The organism is Pseudomonas sp. AB39(2026) (genome assembly GCF_059831485.1).
The window spans coordinates 1,761,299-1,778,995 of record NZ_CP195212.1 but is presented as its reverse complement, the minus strand read 5'-3'; the positions used below and the strand labels follow the sequence as shown (position 1 = coordinate 1,778,995).

Sequence of the window (17,697 nt, the reverse complement as noted above, 5' to 3'; positions counted from 1 at the left end):
GTCGGCCAGTCAGATAGATAGTTTTTTGAAGATGAATTCGGGGATCATTTTGATAATCATCATGATGGGCCACCAGAAAAACGGTGTGTACAGGACATTCCGTTTCTTCTCAAACCCCTTGATGATGTCCGCTGCAACAGCCTCTGGTGTTGCTGTTAGCTTTTCTGGCAAAGGCAGCCCTGCTGTCATAGGCGTGGCAACAAACCCCGGCTTAATCGTGAGCACATGGACGTTCAATTTGCTCAAGCGTGCGCGTAGCCCGCTGCAATACTCACTCACAGCACTTTTGGCTGCGCCATATAGGTAATTTGAACCACGGCCCCTGTCTCCTGCCACAGATGAGATCACACCGAGTGTGCCATGACGCTGGGTTTCAAGCTGTTTGGCAAGGGTGGTCAAAAGAGCAATCACAGAAAGGCCATTCGTGTTGAACTCCTGAATCGCGTAGTTCACATCGTCTTGGCACTTGGCTTGGTCTGGAAGTGTGCCGTGGGCTACCAGTACATAGTCGATCTGTGCCCACTGAGCTTGACAGGCCTCCAGTATGCTCTGGCCAGCGTTTACGTCTGCTAGGTCTTGAACTAGCGTTGTCACGCTCGCGGCGCCACGGGTTTGCACATCCGCTTTTACCGCATTAAGTTTGCCTTCCGAACGACCCACCAGCATCAGGTGATGCCCCTGGCGGGCCCAGACCTGAGCGCAAGCCTGGGCGATGGCAGATGTAGCGCCAATTATCACTATATTTTTCATGCAGTAACTCGGGCCCAGAAGGCAGATTGAATGGAGGGGTCACGATGGCGTTCCAGTGCTTCCCAATTCGGGTAGCCGCGCTGGAAGTCGGGGGCCGCCATGTGTGCGTCTTTCGCCGGGTACAGCCTGCCATTAGCCTCACGCACAATGGCGTCCAAGCGAGTGAACAGCGCATCTCGTTCTCGATGCTGGACAGGGAAGTCCAGTGCCAGCGACACGCCTTTGAGAGGGAATGAGAGCAAACCAGGCGAGGGTAGATCCCCGCAACGTTTGAGCACTGCCAGGAACGAACCCTGGTTGCTCGTAGCGATTGTTTCCAGCAAGGCACGCACAGCATATTCGCCGTCGTTTTCAGGGATCACGCACTGGTACTGCCGAAAGCCACGAGGCCCGTAGATACGGTTCCAGTGCAACAGGCTATCTAGTGGATAGAAAAAGGGCTCGTAGTCCGCCTTGGCATACCGCCGCTGGCTAGGCTGGCGACGCCAGTACAGTTCGTTGAACGCTCGCAACGACAGCTTATTGATTAGCGACAGAGGAGGCGTAACAGGTACGCTGAGCTTTTTGCGATGGGGCAACACTTGCTCGCCATAGGTGGCATGGTCGCCCGTGAAATAAGCGCCCCGGCCCAACTGTTGCCCGCGGGCAAGGCAATCCACCCAGGCCACACTGTACTCATGCTGGTGGTCCAATTCGTTGGACAGCGAAAAGAACTCGGTAATGTTTCCGAAGCGCTGACTTTGCGTATCCATCTGCGTGGAGTGGATCGGGATCAGTTGGAACGTGGCCCATGTGACTATTCCGGTCAGGCCTAGGCCGCCAATGGTTGCCGCAAACAGTGCTGGGTTTTCGTGGGCTGAGCAGCGCAGAACACCTTCGCTGCGCACTAGCTCGAAGGCACGCACATGGCGCCCGAACGTGCCGCGCACATGGTGGTTCTTGCCATGCACATCATTAGCGATGGCGCCGCCTAGGGTGGCAAACTGCGTGCCTGGCGTAACCGGCAAAAACCAGCCTTGCGGCACACTCAATGCAAGCACATCAGCCAAGGTCACACCGGCTTCGGCTGTAACAGTTCCAGTAGCCCAATCGGCAGCGATGAACTTGCGGGTGCTACGCATTTCAAGCACGTGGCCGCTTGCAGCCATGCAACTGTCACCGTAGCTACGCCCGTTACCGTAGGGCAGGGTGGTGCCGTGTGCCTGGCCGAGGGTTTTTAGTCGATCAGCCCATTCGTCCCGCCAGGAAGCGCAGTGCCCTGTTTGAGGGGTGTAGGGATAGCGCCCCCACGAATACAAAGGCCCGCTCATGCTGCAGCCCAAAATGCGAGGCAGAACAACAAGCCAATTAGTAGGCTAGGTTTGTCTTTGATGGCAAAGACCACCGGGTCATCATGCATTTCGCCGCGGTGCGTCAGCATCCACACGCGAGTGATCCATAGCAGCAGCAGCGGGCATGCAAGCCAGATGATCTGTGGATGCGTGTACATCATGGCAGTAGTGCCATCGTGTATGTACAAAGCCATCACCATCACAGACAGGTAACCCGAGGCTGCGCCGAGGGAGGACAGCATTTCAAGGTCACTAGGGTAATAGCCCCGCCCCCGTGTTTTACCGCTTTTGCCTTTGAGTCGAGCATCGTGCAATTCGGCATAGCGTTTGACCAGGGCCAGGCTCAGGAAGATAAACATGGAGAAGGCGAGGAGCCAGAACGTGAGTTCCAGGCCCAGAGCAGCGGTGCCTGCAATAATGCGCATTGTGTACAGCAAGGCCAGGGTTATTACGTCCAGTGCCATCATTCGCTTTAATGCAAAGGAGTACGCCAGGGTAATCACGTAGTAAAAGGCTAACGCAATGGAAAATGCCCATGGAAGCAGCAAGGCCGCCGTGGCGAAAGAACCCACGAGCAAAAGCGGAAACACGAGTATGCCGTGTTTGATCTTTACCTTCCCTGAGGCGAAGGGCCGGTTACGTTTGGTTTTGTGGTGGCGGTCGTCGGTAAGGTCGAGAAGATCGTTAAGGATATAGACACTTGAGGCGCACAGACCGAAGAGCAGAAAAGCGAGAATGCCTGCCAGCCAAAGGCTCATGCTAGTGATCTGATGGGCTGCCAACAATGGCACGAACACCAGGATGTTTTTCATCCACTGGTGAAGGCGGAAAGCTTTCACCCACGGGCGAACCCCACTGGGGTTGGAATGTATAACCTGTTTGATCAAGCACTGCTTGGCTGCCTTGGCTTCAACCCCACTGTCCGGATTGGCAAGATAGGCGTGCCGTGCCGAGGCCCACACCACAAGGTCGTCATGGGAATTACCCACGTAGTCGAAGCCCTTCTCGCCATAGAGTTCAACGAGGCGATCACGTTTGCGATGAGCACTCAGGTTTATGCCAGCACCCGTTGCCAGCACCTGATCGAATACACCCAGGTGGGTGCTGATATTGTCAGCGATCTGTTGAGGGCTGGCGGTGGCCAGTACCACTGGACGGCCCTGCTGCCGTGCCTCGTCGATCAGCTCCAGCACTGCTTCGTCGAATGGCAGAACAGTGACGTCGAATTCGCAGGCGTTGGTAAGGCCTTCTTTCAAGGCAACCTTGCCTTGCCCAAGCCAGCGTAAGGGCTCCCAAGCACGCAGCGGGTGCTGGCGGACGAACGCCATGCCCAATTCGAACAGCATGTCCGACTTGAGCAGGGTGCCATCCAGGTCAACCACCAGTGGCGGCGCTTGGCCTGGAAGCGTCGACGCCAAGGCGGAAGAAGTGACGTTATTCATTCTGAGGTCTCAATTCCGGGACTAGCAGGTGCATTAAGGTGCGATAAGCCAAGGGCCGCGGATCTAATTTTCATCCGCGGCGGCCATCCCAGTGAAAAATCCTCAAAGGGCCGGCAGGCGTTCGCATGCTGATCGCCCCAGAGGAGCGAGCCTTTTTCCCCAAGGTATCCTGCCGTCCACCTGTATCAGTTTCGTGGCTCATGTTCGAGTCTCACCAAGGCTTAAAATAACGCGTGTTATATTCGCTCATTTTACACTCTGGCAATGCGAGGCGGAAATGCTATGGCAAAATCCTCACTGTCGAATGTCAGGTTAGGATTGTAGCAAGGGTCCCAGGCTATTAAGCCTTTCCATTTTTCTTGCATATACGAAACTTCGCTTTGAAAACGAGCCTGTTTTTCAGGTGTGTTTTCAATGCCTCGAGTTGCCGATTCGTGATGGTACAAGTCTGCATTAGGCGTCCAGATATTCTGATAGCCCGCTGATTTAATCTTGAGGCAAAGGTCAACATCGTTGAACGCGATCTTCAAGTCGACTTCATTCAGGCCGCCTACTTCTTTGAACACTGCTTTGCGTACCACAAGGCAAGCGGCGGTTACTGCGGACATGCCTTGAATCAAGGATGCCCGGCCAAAGTAGCCATGGTGCCCCTTTGGCATATATTTATGGGCGTGGCCCGCCAGGGTCAACGGGCCCATGAGGATGCCCCCATGTTGCAGTCGGTTGTCTGGATACCACAAGCGTGCGCCCACAGCGCCAGCGCCAGGTTGCAGCGCCAGGGAGACCATTTCGCCCAGCCATTCAGGGTTTATAACTTCAATATCATTGTTGATCAGGCCAATCAGCTCGCCTTTAGCACTTTCAACTGCCCGATTGTTCAAGGCGGAATAGTTGAACGGGCCATCATCACGTATTACGCGGACGTTGGGCATTTGACGCAGCTCATCAAAGTAAGCAAGGCTGTCAGGCTCATCCGAACCGTTATCTACAAGAATGATTTCGTAATTTTTATAAAGCGTTTTGTCGACAATACTGTCGATACATTGCTTCACCAGCGCCTTGGCATTTCGCGTGGGTATGACTAGGCTAACCAATGGCTCATTCGCTGGGAGGTCGTAGTGCACGCGGTACATACCGAAGTCCAGCAGTTCTGTGTGCCCAGCTACGCCAATACGGCCCAAGTGCTCGTCCAAGGCTTTTTGGCCGGCCAATTGCGCATAAGGTTTTTCGCCTGGCGACATGGCGGTACTGCCCGCATGGACGCGCCAGTGGTAAAGCACGCGGGGAATATGCAGTATGTGCTCGTCCTTCACCTGTTCTACGCAGCGCAAGGCCAAGTCATAGTCTTGCGACCCTTCCATACCAATACGGAAGCGACCAACTTGCTCAACAAGGTCACGGCGGTAGGCACCCAAGTGGCTGATCATGTTATGGGAGCGGAACAGATAGTTGTTCCAGTCCGTTTTGAAGTAAGGCGCCGATCGGTTACCGTGGATGTCAATCTTGTCTTCATCCGAGTAGATCAGCGCCACGCCAGGGTTTTCCACTACCGTGCGGGCGATCCAATACAATGCATGCTCAGGGAGCATGTCATCATTGTCCATCAGCGCAACGTAATCGCCTTTTGCAATATCAAGCGTCGAGTTAGTGGCTGCTGAGATATGGCCATTACTTTTGCGGTAGACGACGTTTATCCGCTTGTCTGATTTGCTCAGGCGCTTAAGGCAGGCCTTAACTTCCGCATTGGTCGATGCGTCATCCGCAATGCAGAGCTGCCACTTAGGATAGAGCTGGGCCTGCACGCTTTTTACGGCCTCTTCAAGCATCTGCAAAGGCGGGTTGTAGACCGGCATCAGGATGGAGATCAACGGCGCATTTGCCCATTGGGCGATATCACCCCGAGCCTTGTCCCGATCGGAATCGGTCAAGGTGTCGTACTCGCGTACCCAGGCGCTGTAGCTGGTTTCTGGAATCTCGTCCAGGTTATTAGCTGCCGTCGTATTGCCATACCCCATGCGTGCTCGGCGCAAAGCAGCTTTGAGCTCCGCAACACCACCGGTACGCAGCACCTTCAGTACTTTCTTCAACGTATAGCTCAACCCGCCATTGCGGTACACAATACCGCGTGCCAACGTTATGGCACGTTTTCCCTTGCGGGCTAGGCGGCCCGCCAAACGTAGCGGCCGGGTAGCCCGGAAACTCAAAGACGAATGGATCGCGATAGCCTGCAAATTGAGGTTGTGGATATGGGTATCTTTGTCTCTTAACTGGCGTGCGTGGTCGTTGACAAGATTGGTGATATGCACATCCTTGTCATGCAGCGCTGCTTGAACACTAGGTTCTTGTATGTAAGCATCACTTCGGACATTTAGCTTAGCCGCCAACTCATTAAGCTTTGCCTCTTGGTCCGCAAGCTGTTGTTTCAGATTTTCGTTGATGCCCAGCAAAAGTTGAAGCGGCTCATGCAGGTCTTTTTGTGCTGGCTTAGCATCTGGCAAATCTTCCAGCTTCATCTCCAGAGCAATGCGCTCATCGGTGTGCAATACCACTTCTAGCTCAAGAGCCAGACCGGTCTGTGGATGCAACGTCATCAAATCGATAGGAAGCTGAAAATTTGGATCGTCATCCATGCTCAGGAAAAAGCCCGAACAATCGGGACGGGCCACTTGCATGAGCCCCGAGCTGTTTTGCAGGTCATCGAAACGGCCGTTCCACTCCCACGCACTGGTGCCTTCATTTAGTAGGCGCATGTGGTTGATCGAAAATGAGATGCGAGTGTCTACAGGGTCTACACGAATAAATTTGGTGGCGTGTTCGAATTCGGCAAAATTGAAAGTTATTTTTTGTTTGCCTGGAAATATTTCGGCTGTTCGAGTGGACGTTTCGGAGAAGTTTCCGTTTTCATCGCTGTAGTAAATCTTGCTCTGTATCGTCGAACGGCTGGAAATCTTTTTCTGGTCAATAGGTTCATTAGGCGCCCAGTCAAGAAATTCCTGGGCAGGCCTGCCAGTGACTTTCTGTTGGAAACCCGCTTCCCTGGCAATATAGCTTTCCAGCTGTGCGGCCGTCACGCTTAAACCTGCGGCATGAAACACCGAGGTGATGAACTCACGGCGGTTTGGCGCTGACGAGCTGGCTACAAACGGGTTGGCAGAAGCAATGAGTAGGAGCAGGGCACGCATCAGCAGGTGACCCAACGCTACGCCTTCCACACTTTCCCATTCGATATCGATCAAGGAGGGCGTCATATCCTCTTTGATTACGATATTTTGAGGAATCGCATCAATGAAGCGACCAGGCAGAATTTGTGAGACATCAGCCAATGGGGTAGCAAAATTCTGTTGTGCCAGCAACTCTTGCAGGCAGGTTATGTACCGTTTCAGGAAGGCGCCAAAATCTTCGACTGTCCAACTTGGTGTGGCAGCAAGCTCAAGGAATGCTTCGCTGAGTACGCGGCCCCGAATATAGGGGTCGCGCTCGGGCAGTATGTAGAGGAATTCGCTCGCTTCGGAATCCGTAATATGCTCACCAAGCCGACGGTACTGTACTTCTATGCCGGCTTGTGTTTCTACGAATCGGGATTCTTTGCAGTAAGCAGTCTTGCGCCCAGTGCTGAAGTGGAACGCGAGCACGTTAGTAGGGACGGTGGGCTTATCGTCGAGGGAGGCCGAGATCAGGAAAGAGTTGGCCATTTCCATGCCCAACCCGTTGTCAATAATGACCGGCCAGGCCTGTCCGAGATCAAAATATGTCTCAGCAGGAAGTTGCGGGTCTTTTTTGACGTTCTGCCAAGCAAGCGCCGAGGCATCGAAGGTTTTCGAATCAAACCCGCGTTCCGTAGTGATCGAATTCGGTAGCTTGTAATCGGGGCTGGGCGACAGAAACTCTGATTGTCGGAAGCCGGCCTTTTGGATCAGCGCCGCAAGCTCCTTACGGCCGAAGGTTTTAGGCTGGCCTTTAAGGTAACGCCCTTCGATGCCATACATTGGCACGCCAAGGTGATCTTCAGGCGCACCAGCGAAATACTTGAGGCCTAACTGGTTCTCGATAGCGATAAACAAGTGGCCATCAGGTTTGAGCATGCTCCGGATACGCTCTAACATGCCAAGCGCTGGGTCTTCGGTATTGCTGAACATGCTGGCGTATTCAAGCACGCCGATCAGGGTGATAACGTCAAATTTTTGAGTTGTAGTGAAATCGTCGAACCGCTCAGTCAGAACGGTGACATTTTTCAGGTCACGTGTTCTGCTCGCGGCCATTTCTGCTCGACGAGGGCTGCCCTCCAGGCTCAATACTTGCCCGCCGCATTCACCAAGGTAGCGGCTGATAGCACCGCAACCGGCGCCGATCTCTAGCGTGCTGCCGCCTAAGTAAGACTCGAATGGGCGAAGGATGTTGCCACGGGCCGAGCTCAGGTGGTACAGCGTTGGCCAGTCTGTGCAATATTGACCAAGCTCCTGGGACAGAACCGATAAATCACTGGCTTCACGGATGATCTTGGCCAGTTTGATTTCTGTGGTGTCGCCATCACTGTAAGCGATGCCTTTGTAACCCGGCCGGCTCCATACCTTGCTGGCATTGTTCAGCGTATAACCTTGTTGTTCGAGATCAAACATTTTCATTTACCCGATCAATTTCCATTGATACAGCCAGATCAATCAGGCCGAGCAGTTTGGGAGTAGGCGCCACAACAAAGTGCAACGAGTCATAGCGACGGTCGTGTGGAATTATTTCTTCATTTTCCCGAGAAGCAATGCCTAGTGATACGAAGTAGTCGCCGGTAGCAAGGCGCGCCACAAATTTCAGGCTGGCCCGGGCGAACGTACCAGCGGCACCAATATTCTGCATGCCTTCACATTCCAGCATATAAGAGTTGGTACCGTAGACAGTCACGCCTTCCTTGGTTTTGATGGTGAAGCCAAGAATAGGATTGATGATTGTTCGGTTAAATCGTACCGCAAGGTTAAGGACTACTTCTTCGCCACACTCGATGGTGTTGGGGAACGCTCTGCCTCCTACGGCTAAGTGGTAGTCGAGCAGCGTTGCGCCTCCGTCGCCCCAGCGATATTCGTGAGGGTTATAACCAATGCGGGTGTTGAATACGTCTGTACTGAAATCCAGCAAATCGTCGGCCAATGGCGCTGCTGTGTTTTCAGATAAATGTGCCGCATCAGGGGCAGCCCCTTCATCTGGGCGCTTTTCACGGCCAAACAGAATATCCAGATAGCGGTTCACTACGGGCCGTGAGGCACCGATCATCTCGACTCGGCTGCGATCCAGTAAAATGGCACGGTTGCAGTGCGTCACTACCTGCTCGCTGGCATGAGTGACTAGCAAAATACTGGTGCCATTTTCCTTTAGCTGCCGAAGCCGCTCAAAGCATTTGGCCTGGAACCGTGCATCGCCTACTGAAAGCGCCTCATCGACTATGAGTATGTCGGGTTCGACTTGTGCTTGCACAGCGAACGCTAGGCGCACGGCCATACCACTGGAATAAGCCTTGACCGGTTGATCGATGAATTCGCCGATATCGGCAAAGCCTGCAATAGCGTCAAAGCGCTGGTCAATTTCGTCTTTGCTTAAACCCAGTACGGCACCGTTTAGGTAGATGTTTTCCCGGCCGGTGAACTCGGGATTGAAGCCCGAGCCCAATTCCAGCAGTGCAGCAATGCGCCCCTGGGTTTCGATCAACCCGGAAGTAGGCATCAACGTACCGCAGATGATTTGGAGCAAGGTGGATTTGCCAGAGCCGTTACGGCCGACGATGCCAACCGTTTCGCCTTTGGCAACGTGGAAACTGACGTCGTTGAGCGCCCAAAACGCCTTGCCATACGTGGAGACTTTATCCCCTACCATGCGCTGTAAGCGTGGTACGAACGATTGTTTCAGGCGATCTGAGGGCTTCTCGTAAGTGTAAAAACACTTGGAAACGTTCTGAACGCTGATCGCAAATTCATCAGAGGACATCGGCGAACCCCTTACGCGTTTTCTGGAACAGCCAGAAGCCCACGGCCGCTATCAGGGCGCCTACCAAAAGGGCAATTGCCAAATGATCCCATTGCGGCATATGCCCCATCAGCAACACATTGCGGCTTTCTTCAATGATGTAGGTCAAAGGGTTGAGCAGCATCCACGGCCGATAAACCTCCGGCAACGCCTCAATCGGGTACAGCACAGGTGAGAGGAACATCAGTACAGTCGTCAGTACGCCAATGATTTGGCCTACATCCCGAAGGTAAACACCTAGCGAAGCAAATATCCAGCTAACCCCTAATGTGCCGATGATAAGGGGGATGAGCACCAACGGAAAAAGCACGGCTGACCAATACAGGGTGTGTGTAAGGAGCAGTTGCGCACACAGCAGCACAATCAGGCTGATACCGCCATGGAAAATGGCTGAGCCCAGCGAGATCACAGGCAGGATTTCAATCGGGAACAACACCTTCTTTACATAATTGCTATTGGTCATGATCAGCGAGGGCGCTCGGTTAGCGCATTCGGCGAAAATTCCGTGGACAATCATCCCCACGAACAACAGGATGGCAAACCCACCTTTGCCAGGATCTTGGCCTGCCCAGCGCGCTTTAAAAATTTCCGAGAACACAAAGGTGTAGACGGCAAGCATCAGCACTGGATTGAAGAAGGACCATGCCAGGCCCATCACGGAGCCGCGGTACCGCCCTATCACCTCGCGCTTGGTCATCTGCACGATCAGTTGCTTGTTGTGCCAAAGGCTACGGACCATGCTTAGTGGGCCGGCAGCGGGGGCCAAATGAGGATTCACAGGTCGGACACCTCTGTTTCGCCTAGCGATTCTGCGCTCCAGCAGTTTTCGCAGAAGAACCTACCGCCAAACACCTTTGGTCTAAACAAGTCGACTCCGGGTATGCCAAGAGGTGTTGTATTCATTAACGCGTAGTCTCCACGATAAATGCGAAATGAGGGACCTGACCGAGAATGCAGTGCAGGCGTGAGCCTCGGTCAACAGGCTGCGGGACGAGAGGTATCGATAGCGCGTGCATGGGGGCGTATTGCTTCAAGCAAGCTGCACCAGCGGGGGAGGTGGAGGGACGAGGCATTTGCCTGCGGCGTAGTGCTGTCGAGGCTTCTGGCTCCACACACACAGGTAGTTGTTTGAGTCACCTTAAAATCCATTCCTTGTCGCTCTGCTTGTGAAGATGCCAGGCTGAAAAGTGCGCGTGCCGGCTTGGCTATCCTGTGTTTCGTTAACCCATGGCTTCATTGCGTTTCACAACGTTTTGGAACATTTCAGGGGTCGCCGGTGCTGTACTGAAACCGCCATCCGGCTCGTAAAATTAGCCGCCAACGTTACCACAAAAGGCTCCTGCCGGCGTCCAGCCGCGGCCCTGCGTTTGAAGCTGCTGCCTATATCGGCAAGGATCACTTGCAACGTTTGATCAAGGATTCAGATCTTTCCTAGAAATGCCCCTAGTAACAAGCTGCATTGCCCCAGCCTGGTCTGCCTGTATACCCCAGATCGGTAAAGGGCTATCAAGGCTTTGAAGCCTTTGGCTTTATGGCTTTGCTGAAACAGTCGCAACGCTGCTGCATCCCTTTTTGACAGTGGCGGCCTTACTCGCTCGAGCAGGGCCAGGTTTGCCTGGCTCCAGTGGCTGAAGCGGCCCTTGAGCAACATCCCTATGCGTTTTACACGAGCAAACAGGCTGGTACTGGCGCCGATAACGTTACGCGAGTGCTGCCGGTAATCCAACGAGGGCTCTGGGTCATAGATGACTGTTCCCCCGTAGGCGGTCACAAGCAGGTAGGTCAGCCAATCATGCGCGATAACCTGTGTGCCCGCGGGCAACCCTACCAACAACTGTCGAGCGGGTTGATTGAGCAGCATGGTATTGGCCCCGGCGAGGCTTTGTACCAACGCATTACCGAATGAGGGAGGGCGCGCAAACAAAGGAGAAAGGCCGATGTAGGCACCGTGCTCATCTACGAGCCGGCAGCGGCCGCAATAAACAGCCGGTTGTTCCCTATTTGCTATGCCGCTCAGTGCTTCGAGGGAGTGCTGGAGCTTGTTGGGATGCCACACATCATCTTGATCAGCAAAGGCGAAGTAATCGGCTTCTATGGCGGTGTTGGCTGCCAGTGACATGAAGTTTGCAGCAAACCCCTGGCCAGGACCGGCTTGCAGGCGTAATCGAGCCCCGAGCACGCTCTGGTATTTTTGAAGCACCTGCAAGGTTTCGTCGGCCGAGCCGTCGTCGGAAACGACTAGGTACCAATTGGTGTAGGTCTGATCAACGATCGACTGCAGCTGCTCGGAGAGAAAGGCCGCCCCATTGTAGGTGCACATCAGGATGGCAACGAGTGGCAGCCCGGTGCAGGAATTCAGGCTCTGATTGTCGAGCGTCATGCTTAGGCGTTTCCCGCTATCTAGCGTACAGGTGTTACACAACGGTGCCGGTTGGCGGCCGACACACTGGGGTGTGGACCTTAACAGAATTGACACCTCCGCTTCGATAGGTGGCGATAGGCTATTGTCCCCCTGGATCAAGACTTTACCCAACCATGCTGGCGGTGCAGGGCAGGCAGGCATTATCCTTAGGGCTACGAATATACCTAGCCAAGAGCGTCCATTGATGTCCCTATGCCAGCCCGCATGCTGATCACTGCGGTCCGATCCCGCCTTATCAACCTGCCACGTCGCCAGAAGCGCCTGATGCAGGTCGTTGCAGACATCTTCCTTGTCTGGCTGTCGCTCTACCTAGCGTTTGTGGTGCGGCTGGGGTTTGAGGAGGCTGGCAATCCCTTTGCAAGGCATACGTGGCTATTTATCGCCGCCCCCCTTTTCTCGATTCCTATCTTCATACGCTCCGGCATGTACCGTGCCGTCATGCGGTATTTTGGCAACGATGCCCTGGCTGCCATTGCCAAGGCCGTGTCTCTCTCATCCTTGGTGCTGGCCCTGGCGGTCTACTGGTACAGCGACCACAAGGTTCTGGTGCCGCGCTCGATCATTTTCAACTACTGGTGGCTCAGCCTTGTACTCATAGGTGGCCTGCGCCTGGCCATGCGCCAGTTCTTCCATGGGGACTGGTTCATTGGTATGCAAGGTGTGCCAATGATGCGCCGTGAGCAGGGGCTTACACGGGTTGCTATCTACGGTGCAGGCGTAGCCGGTAACCAATTGGTTGCCGCCCTGCGCCTTGGCCAACGCATGCGCCCTGTAGCTTTTCTGGATGACGATTCAACCATCGCCAACCGTGTGATTTCGGGCCTTGCGGTATACAAACCCAAGCACCTTGAGCAAATGCTTCGGGAAACCGGCGCTACAGAGGTACTGCTCGCATTGCCTTCCGTCAGCCGCTCGCGGCGTCGCGAAATCCTTGAGTACCTGGAAGGCTTCCCCCTCCATGTGCGCAGCGTGCCCAATTTTTCGGACCTGGCGGCTGGGCGGGTAAGCGTTCAGGACCTTCAGGAGGTAGACATCGCTGACTTGCTCGGCCGCGATACCGTACCGGCTCAAGAGGCGCTGCTGGCTCGTTGCATCGAAGACCGTGCCGTTATGGTGACAGGGGCAGGTGGCTCTATCGGTAGCGAGTTATGCCGGCAGATCGTAGCCCTCAAACCTACGCTGCTTATCCTGTTCGAACACAGCGAATTCAACCTGTATGCCATCCACCAGGAGCTGGCTGCCCTGGTTGAGCGGGTAGGGGTGTCGGTGCAGGTGTTGCCGATTCTTGGTTCGGTCCGCAACCAGGAGAAGCTGTTTGACGTGATGCGGACCTGGAACGTAGACACGGTGTATCACGCGGCGGCCTACAAACACGTACCTATCGTGGAACACAATGTGGCCGAAGGCGTGTTCAACAATGTTCTAGGAACGTTGTACGCGGCCCAGGCCGCTATGCGTACCAATGTGTCCAACTTCGTACTGGTATCGACTGACAAGGCCGTGCGCCCCACCAATGTGATGGGGAGTACCAAACGGCTGGCGGAGATGATGTTGCAGGCGCTGAGCCGAGAAGTAGCGCCGGTGCTGTTCCAAGACTCGCACCGCGTTTCTCATGTGAACCGCACGCGCTTCACCATGGTCCGTTTCGGCAATGTGCTGGGGTCGTCTGGTTCTGTGATACCGCTGTTCCACAAACAGATCCGAGGGGGCGGGCCCCTGACGGTCACGCATCCCAAGGTGACACGTTATTTCATGACCATCCCTGAAGCAGCCCAACTGGTTATCCAGGCAGGCTCCATGGGCAAGGGGGGCGATGTCTTCGTACTTGACATGGGCGAGCCCGTGCGCATCGTGGAACTGGCCGAGAAAATGGTGCGTTTGTCGGGGTTGTCCGTCAGGTCTGAGAGAAACCCCCAGGGCGACATCGCTATCGAATTCACAGGGTTGCGGCCTGGAGAAAAGCTCTACGAAGAGCTGCTGATTGGGGACAATGTGGCCGCTACAGACCACCCCATGATCATGAGTGCGCTGGAAGACGCCATGGGCTGGGATGCGCTGAAGAGCGGGCTGCAATCGCTGCTCGACGCGCTAGAGACCGATGACTACGTTCGCGTGCGTTATGTGCTGCGAGAGCTGGTAAACGGGTATGCGCCGGCTGATGACATAGTGGATTGGAAGCACCTTCAGCAGCGCCGCGATCCTTGACGCTCAAGCGACCGGCTCACAGTACATGGCCGGTCCTCACAAAGCAGCGGTCAATGCACCACCTCTGGCCTTGCAGGCCCATAATCAAACCTGCTCAGCGGCTTGACCCAATACCGTTTGTACTCAGCCTCACTCGGGGGCACGGGCTTCTCGTTAAGCCAGCCTGAGGGGCGTTTCAGTTCCGCACGGTAGGCATCCCACTCCATCTTCAGCGCCGCTTCCCTGGCAGTGGCTTCGTTGTCGAACCAGCCTAATACGTAGGCCTCGCCATACTCTCGGCCATGTTCGATCAGTAGGTAAATGTCATTATTCATGGGGTTCTCCCTCTGTCAGCGGAGGCATGCACGCGTCACAGCCGCCGTGCCACCGCTAAAGTAGTGCCTGGCTTTCTTTCACTGTAGACACCTCTTGGCAAATGAGTACGCCCGAAATACCGTCACCTTTGAACGACCTCTGATCAGCGGCAGAGGTTGAGTACAGTGCGTGCTCGCCCTAGGATGGTTGCCTGACCTGACTGCCTCTTGAGGGACCTCCATGAGCTATGCCTATATTTCCAGCCCCAACGATGGGTTGGTTTCGCATTACCACCTCAACGACGACACCGGCGAGCTCCGTATGGTGGAGCAGCTGCCAGCGGGCGAGAAGGTGAATGCGCTGGCGTTGTCGCCTGATGGCAGTACCCTGTATGGCGCTTTGCGCGGCCAGCCTCCCAAGGTGGTGAGTTTCAGCGTGGATGTGGCCACGGGCACCCTCACGCCACGGGCCGAGGCACCGGCAGGCGCCGGGTTTTCCTACATGGCCACTGACCGCGAGGGCCGGTTCCTGCTAGGTGCGTCCTATGGGGAAGATCTGGTCACCCTTCAGTCTATCGATGATGAACTGCAGGTGCAGGAAGCCGCCCGTAAATACCCCAGCGGCCTGCACGCCCACTCAGTGCGCTCCGACCCTAGCAACCGCTTCGTATACGCCTGTGTGCTGGGCGCGGACCGTGTTTTGCAATACCGGCTGGATGCACAGGCCGGTGAGCTGAAACCCATCGGCGAAGGCTTTGTAAGCGTCCCAGGCAATACTGGGCCACGGCACATGGTGTTCTCTGAAGACGGCAGTGTGATGTTTGTGTTGGGTGAGATGAGCGGTACGGTCACAACCTTCGCCATTGATGCACAAAGCGGCGCACTGACTCAAAAGGGCGTGGAGCACGGCATTCCCCAGCACCTTGGCCTCCACGAAGGCCTGGTTCGAGACAGCCGCAACAACAACCTTAGCGATGACCCCACCCCACGTATCTGGTGCGCTGACATCCGATTGGTACCAGACGGCACGCTGCTATACACCACTGAGCGCACCACCAGTTCTGTAAGCGTGTTTCAGGTAGCGGGGGACGGTACGCTGAAATACCTCGACAACCATAAGCTCGAAGAAAAACAGCCACGCAACATTGCTATTTCTCCCAACGGGCGCTGGCTATTAGCGTGTGGTGAGCTGAGTGACACCGTAGGTAGCTACCGCATACACCAGGACGGTTCGCTGGAGCGGGTCGGCCAGGCGGTTTCGGGGCAGGGTGCCCTGTGGATTGAGGTACGTGCCTAGCACAGAAAACTTAGGTAACAGCCGTACACTGGTATTCGTCTGTCGCTCCGTTAAGGTAGGCGCACGGCCCATGAGGGGCCGTGCAACCTGTCAAGGAGCACTCCATGCGCAAGACCCTTTTGCCCTCCGTTCTGCTGGCCGCTCTGGCTTTCTCCTCCCTCACCGCCCATGGTGCGCCACCCACGCCTGCCGCACCGCCCATGGCTGACAGTGTGGCCAAGCCCATGGCGGGCGCCATGGTCAACCTGAATACAGCCGATGCTGCCACCTTGCAAAAGGAACTGGCAGGGATAGGTGCCGCCAAGGCAAACGCTATCGTCGCCTTCAGAGAGGCCAATGGCCCCTTCGCCTCGGTAGATGAGTTGCTGGAAGTGCAGGGTATTGGCCAGGCACTGGTGGATCGCAACCGCAATCGGCTGGCGGTGCAATAGGCCTTCGCCCTTGTTGGAGGCGTGGGATCGCGGGCAGAGCGCCCCCATGCATCGCATGCCTCCACCGGCCAAGCCTTTTTAAATGTTGATTGACATATAAAGAATCGCCCTTCACGCTTATTGGATGATGACTAACATCCAATGCGTGCGGAGCCACCCTATGAGCAGTCCCCGAATCGTTGTTACCGGTATGGGCGCAGTGTCGCCATTGGGCGTAGGCGTAGCCATGAACTGGTCACGCCTGCTGTCCGGCCACTCCGGCATACGCTTGCTTGATGCCGCAATCGCGGAAGGGCTGGGTGTGTGGGTTGCCGGTCATGTGCCAGGCATCAACGAGGACCCAATCGCTGGTTTCGACCCGGGCACAGTGGTGGACAGCAAGGACCTGAAAAAAATGGCGCCCTTTATCCTGTATGCAATGGCCGCGGCACAAGAAGCCTTGCAGCAGGCAGGGTGGGCGCCCGTTGAGCCTCACGCGCAACTGCGGACAGCCACAGTCATAGGCTCTGGCATCGGAGGGTTCGGTACGATCGCCGACGCCGTGCGTACTACGGACTCGCGTGGCCCCAAGCGTTTGTCACCGTTTACCATTCCCTCATTTCTGGTGAACCTTGCTGCCGGCAACGTCTCCATCCGCCATGGCTTTCGTGGCCCGTTGGGTGCGCCTGTCACCGCCTGTGCGGCAGGCGTGCAGGCCATTGGCGATGCGGCCCGCTTGCTGCGTTCAGGGGAGGCCGACATCGCACTGTGTGGGGGTGCGGAGGCATGTATCGACCGGGTGAGCCTGGCAGGCTTTGCGGCAGCCAGGGCCGTGTCCCCTAATGAGCGGCCTGCCGAAGCATCGAGGCCGTTCGACCAGGCGCGGGATGGCTTTGTGATGGGGGAGGGCGCAGGGTTGCTGGTGATCGAAACCCTTGAACACGCACAGGCCCGCGGTGCAACGCCGTTGGCGGAGCTGGTGGGCTACGGCACGTCTGCAGATTCCTACCACCTTACGGCAGCACCGGAGGATGGCCGAGGTGCGCAGCAGGCCATGCGCGTCGCGCTATCGCAGGCAGGTATTACACCCGAGCAGGTAGGTCACATCAATGCCCACGCTACCTCTACGCCGGTAGGCGACCGGGCTGAACTGGAGGCTATCAAGGCGGTGTTTGGCAAGGCACCTCACCTGGCGATTTCCGCCACCAAGTCGGCCACCGGTCACTTGCTGGGCGCCGCGGGTGGCCTGGAATCCATTTTCACGATACTGGCACTGCAGGCACAGGTGGCACCACCCACCCTCAACTTCTGCTCGCCAGACGCCGCTGTTGGCGCGCTGAACGTTACAGGCCCTGACGGCCCAGCGTCGCTGGCGACAGATTATGCGTTGTCCAACGGGTTTGGTTTTGGCGGGGTAAACGCAAGTGTGATTTTCCGCCGTTGGCAGGCCTGAAAAGGCTGGCTATTTTTTGATCAGCAGGCTGTAGCCCTTGGCTGGCGTGGCCTACAGCAGAGTATTCAAGGGTTATCCACATACCCAT

The 17,697-nt window shown here is 55.7% G+C and carries 12 protein-coding genes; 4 read left to right on the top strand and 8 right to left on the bottom strand.

Annotated features, from left to right (window positions below; genetic code table 11):
* Positions 1-9 precede the first annotated feature (9 nt).
* The 7 genes from ACSAMW_RS07885 to ACSAMW_RS07855 all read right to left on the bottom strand — a co-directional run bounded on the left by ACSAMW_RS07885 (position 10) and on the right by ACSAMW_RS07855 (position 11,909).
* Positions 10-750, bottom strand: a complete 741-nt coding sequence (locus ACSAMW_RS07885; protein ID WP_500593435.1) for an SDR family oxidoreductase — start codon at positions 748-750, stop codon at positions 10-12.
* Positions 747-2,060 (bottom strand): FAD-binding oxidoreductase, encoded by a 1,314-nt coding sequence (locus ACSAMW_RS07880; protein WP_500593434.1) that lies wholly within the window; start codon positions 2,058-2,060, stop codon positions 747-749. The genes ACSAMW_RS07885 and ACSAMW_RS07880 overlap by 4 nt, the downstream gene beginning before the upstream one ends.
* On the bottom strand, positions 2,057-3,523 hold the full coding sequence (locus ACSAMW_RS07875; protein ID WP_500593433.1) for a UbiA family prenyltransferase: 1,467 nt from the start codon (positions 3,521-3,523) through the stop codon (positions 2,057-2,059). Before ACSAMW_RS07875 ends, ACSAMW_RS07880 begins: the two co-directional genes overlap by 4 nt.
* A 251-nt stretch (positions 3,524-3,774) precedes the next feature.
* A complete protein-coding gene (locus ACSAMW_RS07870; protein WP_500593999.1) occupies positions 3,775-8,139 on the bottom strand; it encodes a glycosyltransferase in 4,365 nt (1,454 codons plus the stop codon).
* Positions 8,132-9,490, bottom strand: coding sequence for an ABC transporter ATP-binding protein (locus ACSAMW_RS07865; protein WP_500593432.1), 1,359 nt, complete (start codon positions 9,488-9,490; stop codon positions 8,132-8,134). Before ACSAMW_RS07865 ends, ACSAMW_RS07870 begins: the two co-directional genes overlap by 8 nt.
* Entirely contained in the window at positions 9,480-10,307 is an 828-nt protein-coding gene (locus tag ACSAMW_RS07860) for an ABC transporter permease (RefSeq protein WP_500593431.1), read from the bottom strand. The genes ACSAMW_RS07865 and ACSAMW_RS07860 overlap by 11 nt, the downstream gene beginning before the upstream one ends.
* Before the next feature lie 642 nt (positions 10,308-10,949).
* Entirely contained in the window at positions 10,950-11,909 is a 960-nt protein-coding gene (locus tag ACSAMW_RS07855) for a glycosyltransferase family 2 protein (RefSeq protein ID WP_500593430.1), read from the bottom strand.
* A gap of 234 nt (positions 11,910-12,143) precedes the next feature.
* On the opposite strand from ACSAMW_RS07855, the gene ACSAMW_RS07850 reads away from it, so the two are divergent.
* Positions 12,144-14,156 carry a polysaccharide biosynthesis protein gene (locus ACSAMW_RS07850; protein WP_500593429.1) on the top strand — a complete coding sequence of 671 codons (2,013 nt, stop codon included), beginning with the start codon at positions 12,144-12,146 and terminating at the stop codon, positions 14,154-14,156.
* A gap of 50 nt (positions 14,157-14,206) precedes the next feature.
* Here the strand turns inward: ACSAMW_RS07850 and ACSAMW_RS07845 are convergent, their stop codons facing one another.
* The gene (locus ACSAMW_RS07845) at positions 14,207-14,470 is read right to left on the bottom strand and encodes a hypothetical protein (protein WP_500593428.1); all 264 of its coding nucleotides are present in this window, start codon (positions 14,468-14,470) and stop codon (positions 14,207-14,209) included.
* Positions 14,471-14,690: 220 nt separating this feature from the next.
* Between ACSAMW_RS07845 and ACSAMW_RS07840 the strand changes: the two genes are divergently transcribed.
* From ACSAMW_RS07840 to fabF, 3 genes are all read left to right on the top strand, one after another.
* Positions 14,691-15,746: a lactonase family protein gene (locus ACSAMW_RS07840; protein WP_500593427.1), complete on the top strand. Its 1,056-nt coding sequence runs from the start codon at positions 14,691-14,693 to the stop codon at positions 15,744-15,746.
* A gap of 104 nt (positions 15,747-15,850) precedes the next feature.
* Positions 15,851-16,177 carry a ComEA family DNA-binding protein gene (locus ACSAMW_RS07835; RefSeq protein WP_500593426.1) on the top strand — a complete coding sequence of 109 codons (327 nt, stop codon included), beginning with the start codon at positions 15,851-15,853 and terminating at the stop codon, positions 16,175-16,177.
* Positions 16,178-16,337: 160 nt separating this feature from the next.
* Positions 16,338-17,609, top strand: coding sequence for a beta-ketoacyl-ACP synthase II (fabF, locus tag ACSAMW_RS07830; RefSeq protein WP_500593425.1), 1,272 nt, complete (start codon positions 16,338-16,340; stop codon positions 17,607-17,609).
* Positions 17,610-17,697: the final 88 nt, after the last annotated feature.

Coding starts and splice junctions, on each gene's coding strand:
- ACSAMW_RS07885 (WP_500593435.1), bottom strand. CDS start 750: ATGAAAAATATAGTGATAATTGGCGCTACATCTGCCATCGCCCAGGCT.
- ACSAMW_RS07880 (WP_500593434.1), bottom strand. CDS start 2,060: ATGAGCGGGCCTTTGTATTCGTGGGGGCGCTATCCCTACACCCCTCAA.
- ACSAMW_RS07875 (WP_500593433.1), bottom strand. CDS start 3,523: ATGAATAACGTCACTTCTTCCGCCTTGGCGTCGACGCTTCCAGGCCAA.
- ACSAMW_RS07870 (WP_500593999.1), bottom strand. CDS start 8,139: ATGTTTGATCTCGAACAACAAGGTTATACGCTGAACAATGCCAGCAAG.
- ACSAMW_RS07865 (WP_500593432.1), bottom strand. CDS start 9,490: ATGTCCTCTGATGAATTTGCGATCAGCGTTCAGAACGTTTCCAAGTGT.
- ACSAMW_RS07855 (WP_500593430.1), bottom strand. CDS start 11,909: ATGACGCTCGACAATCAGAGCCTGAATTCCTGCACCGGGCTGCCACTC.
- ACSAMW_RS07850 (WP_500593429.1), top strand. CDS start 12,144: ATGCCAGCCCGCATGCTGATCACTGCGGTCCGATCCCGCCTTATCAAC.
- ACSAMW_RS07845 (WP_500593428.1), bottom strand. CDS start 14,470: ATGAATAATGACATTTACCTACTGATCGAACATGGCCGAGAGTATGGC.
- ACSAMW_RS07840 (WP_500593427.1), top strand. CDS start 14,691: ATGAGCTATGCCTATATTTCCAGCCCCAACGATGGGTTGGTTTCGCAT.
- ACSAMW_RS07835 (WP_500593426.1), top strand. CDS start 15,851: ATGCGCAAGACCCTTTTGCCCTCCGTTCTGCTGGCCGCTCTGGCTTTC.
- fabF (WP_500593425.1), top strand. CDS start 16,338: ATGAGCAGTCCCCGAATCGTTGTTACCGGTATGGGCGCAGTGTCGCCA.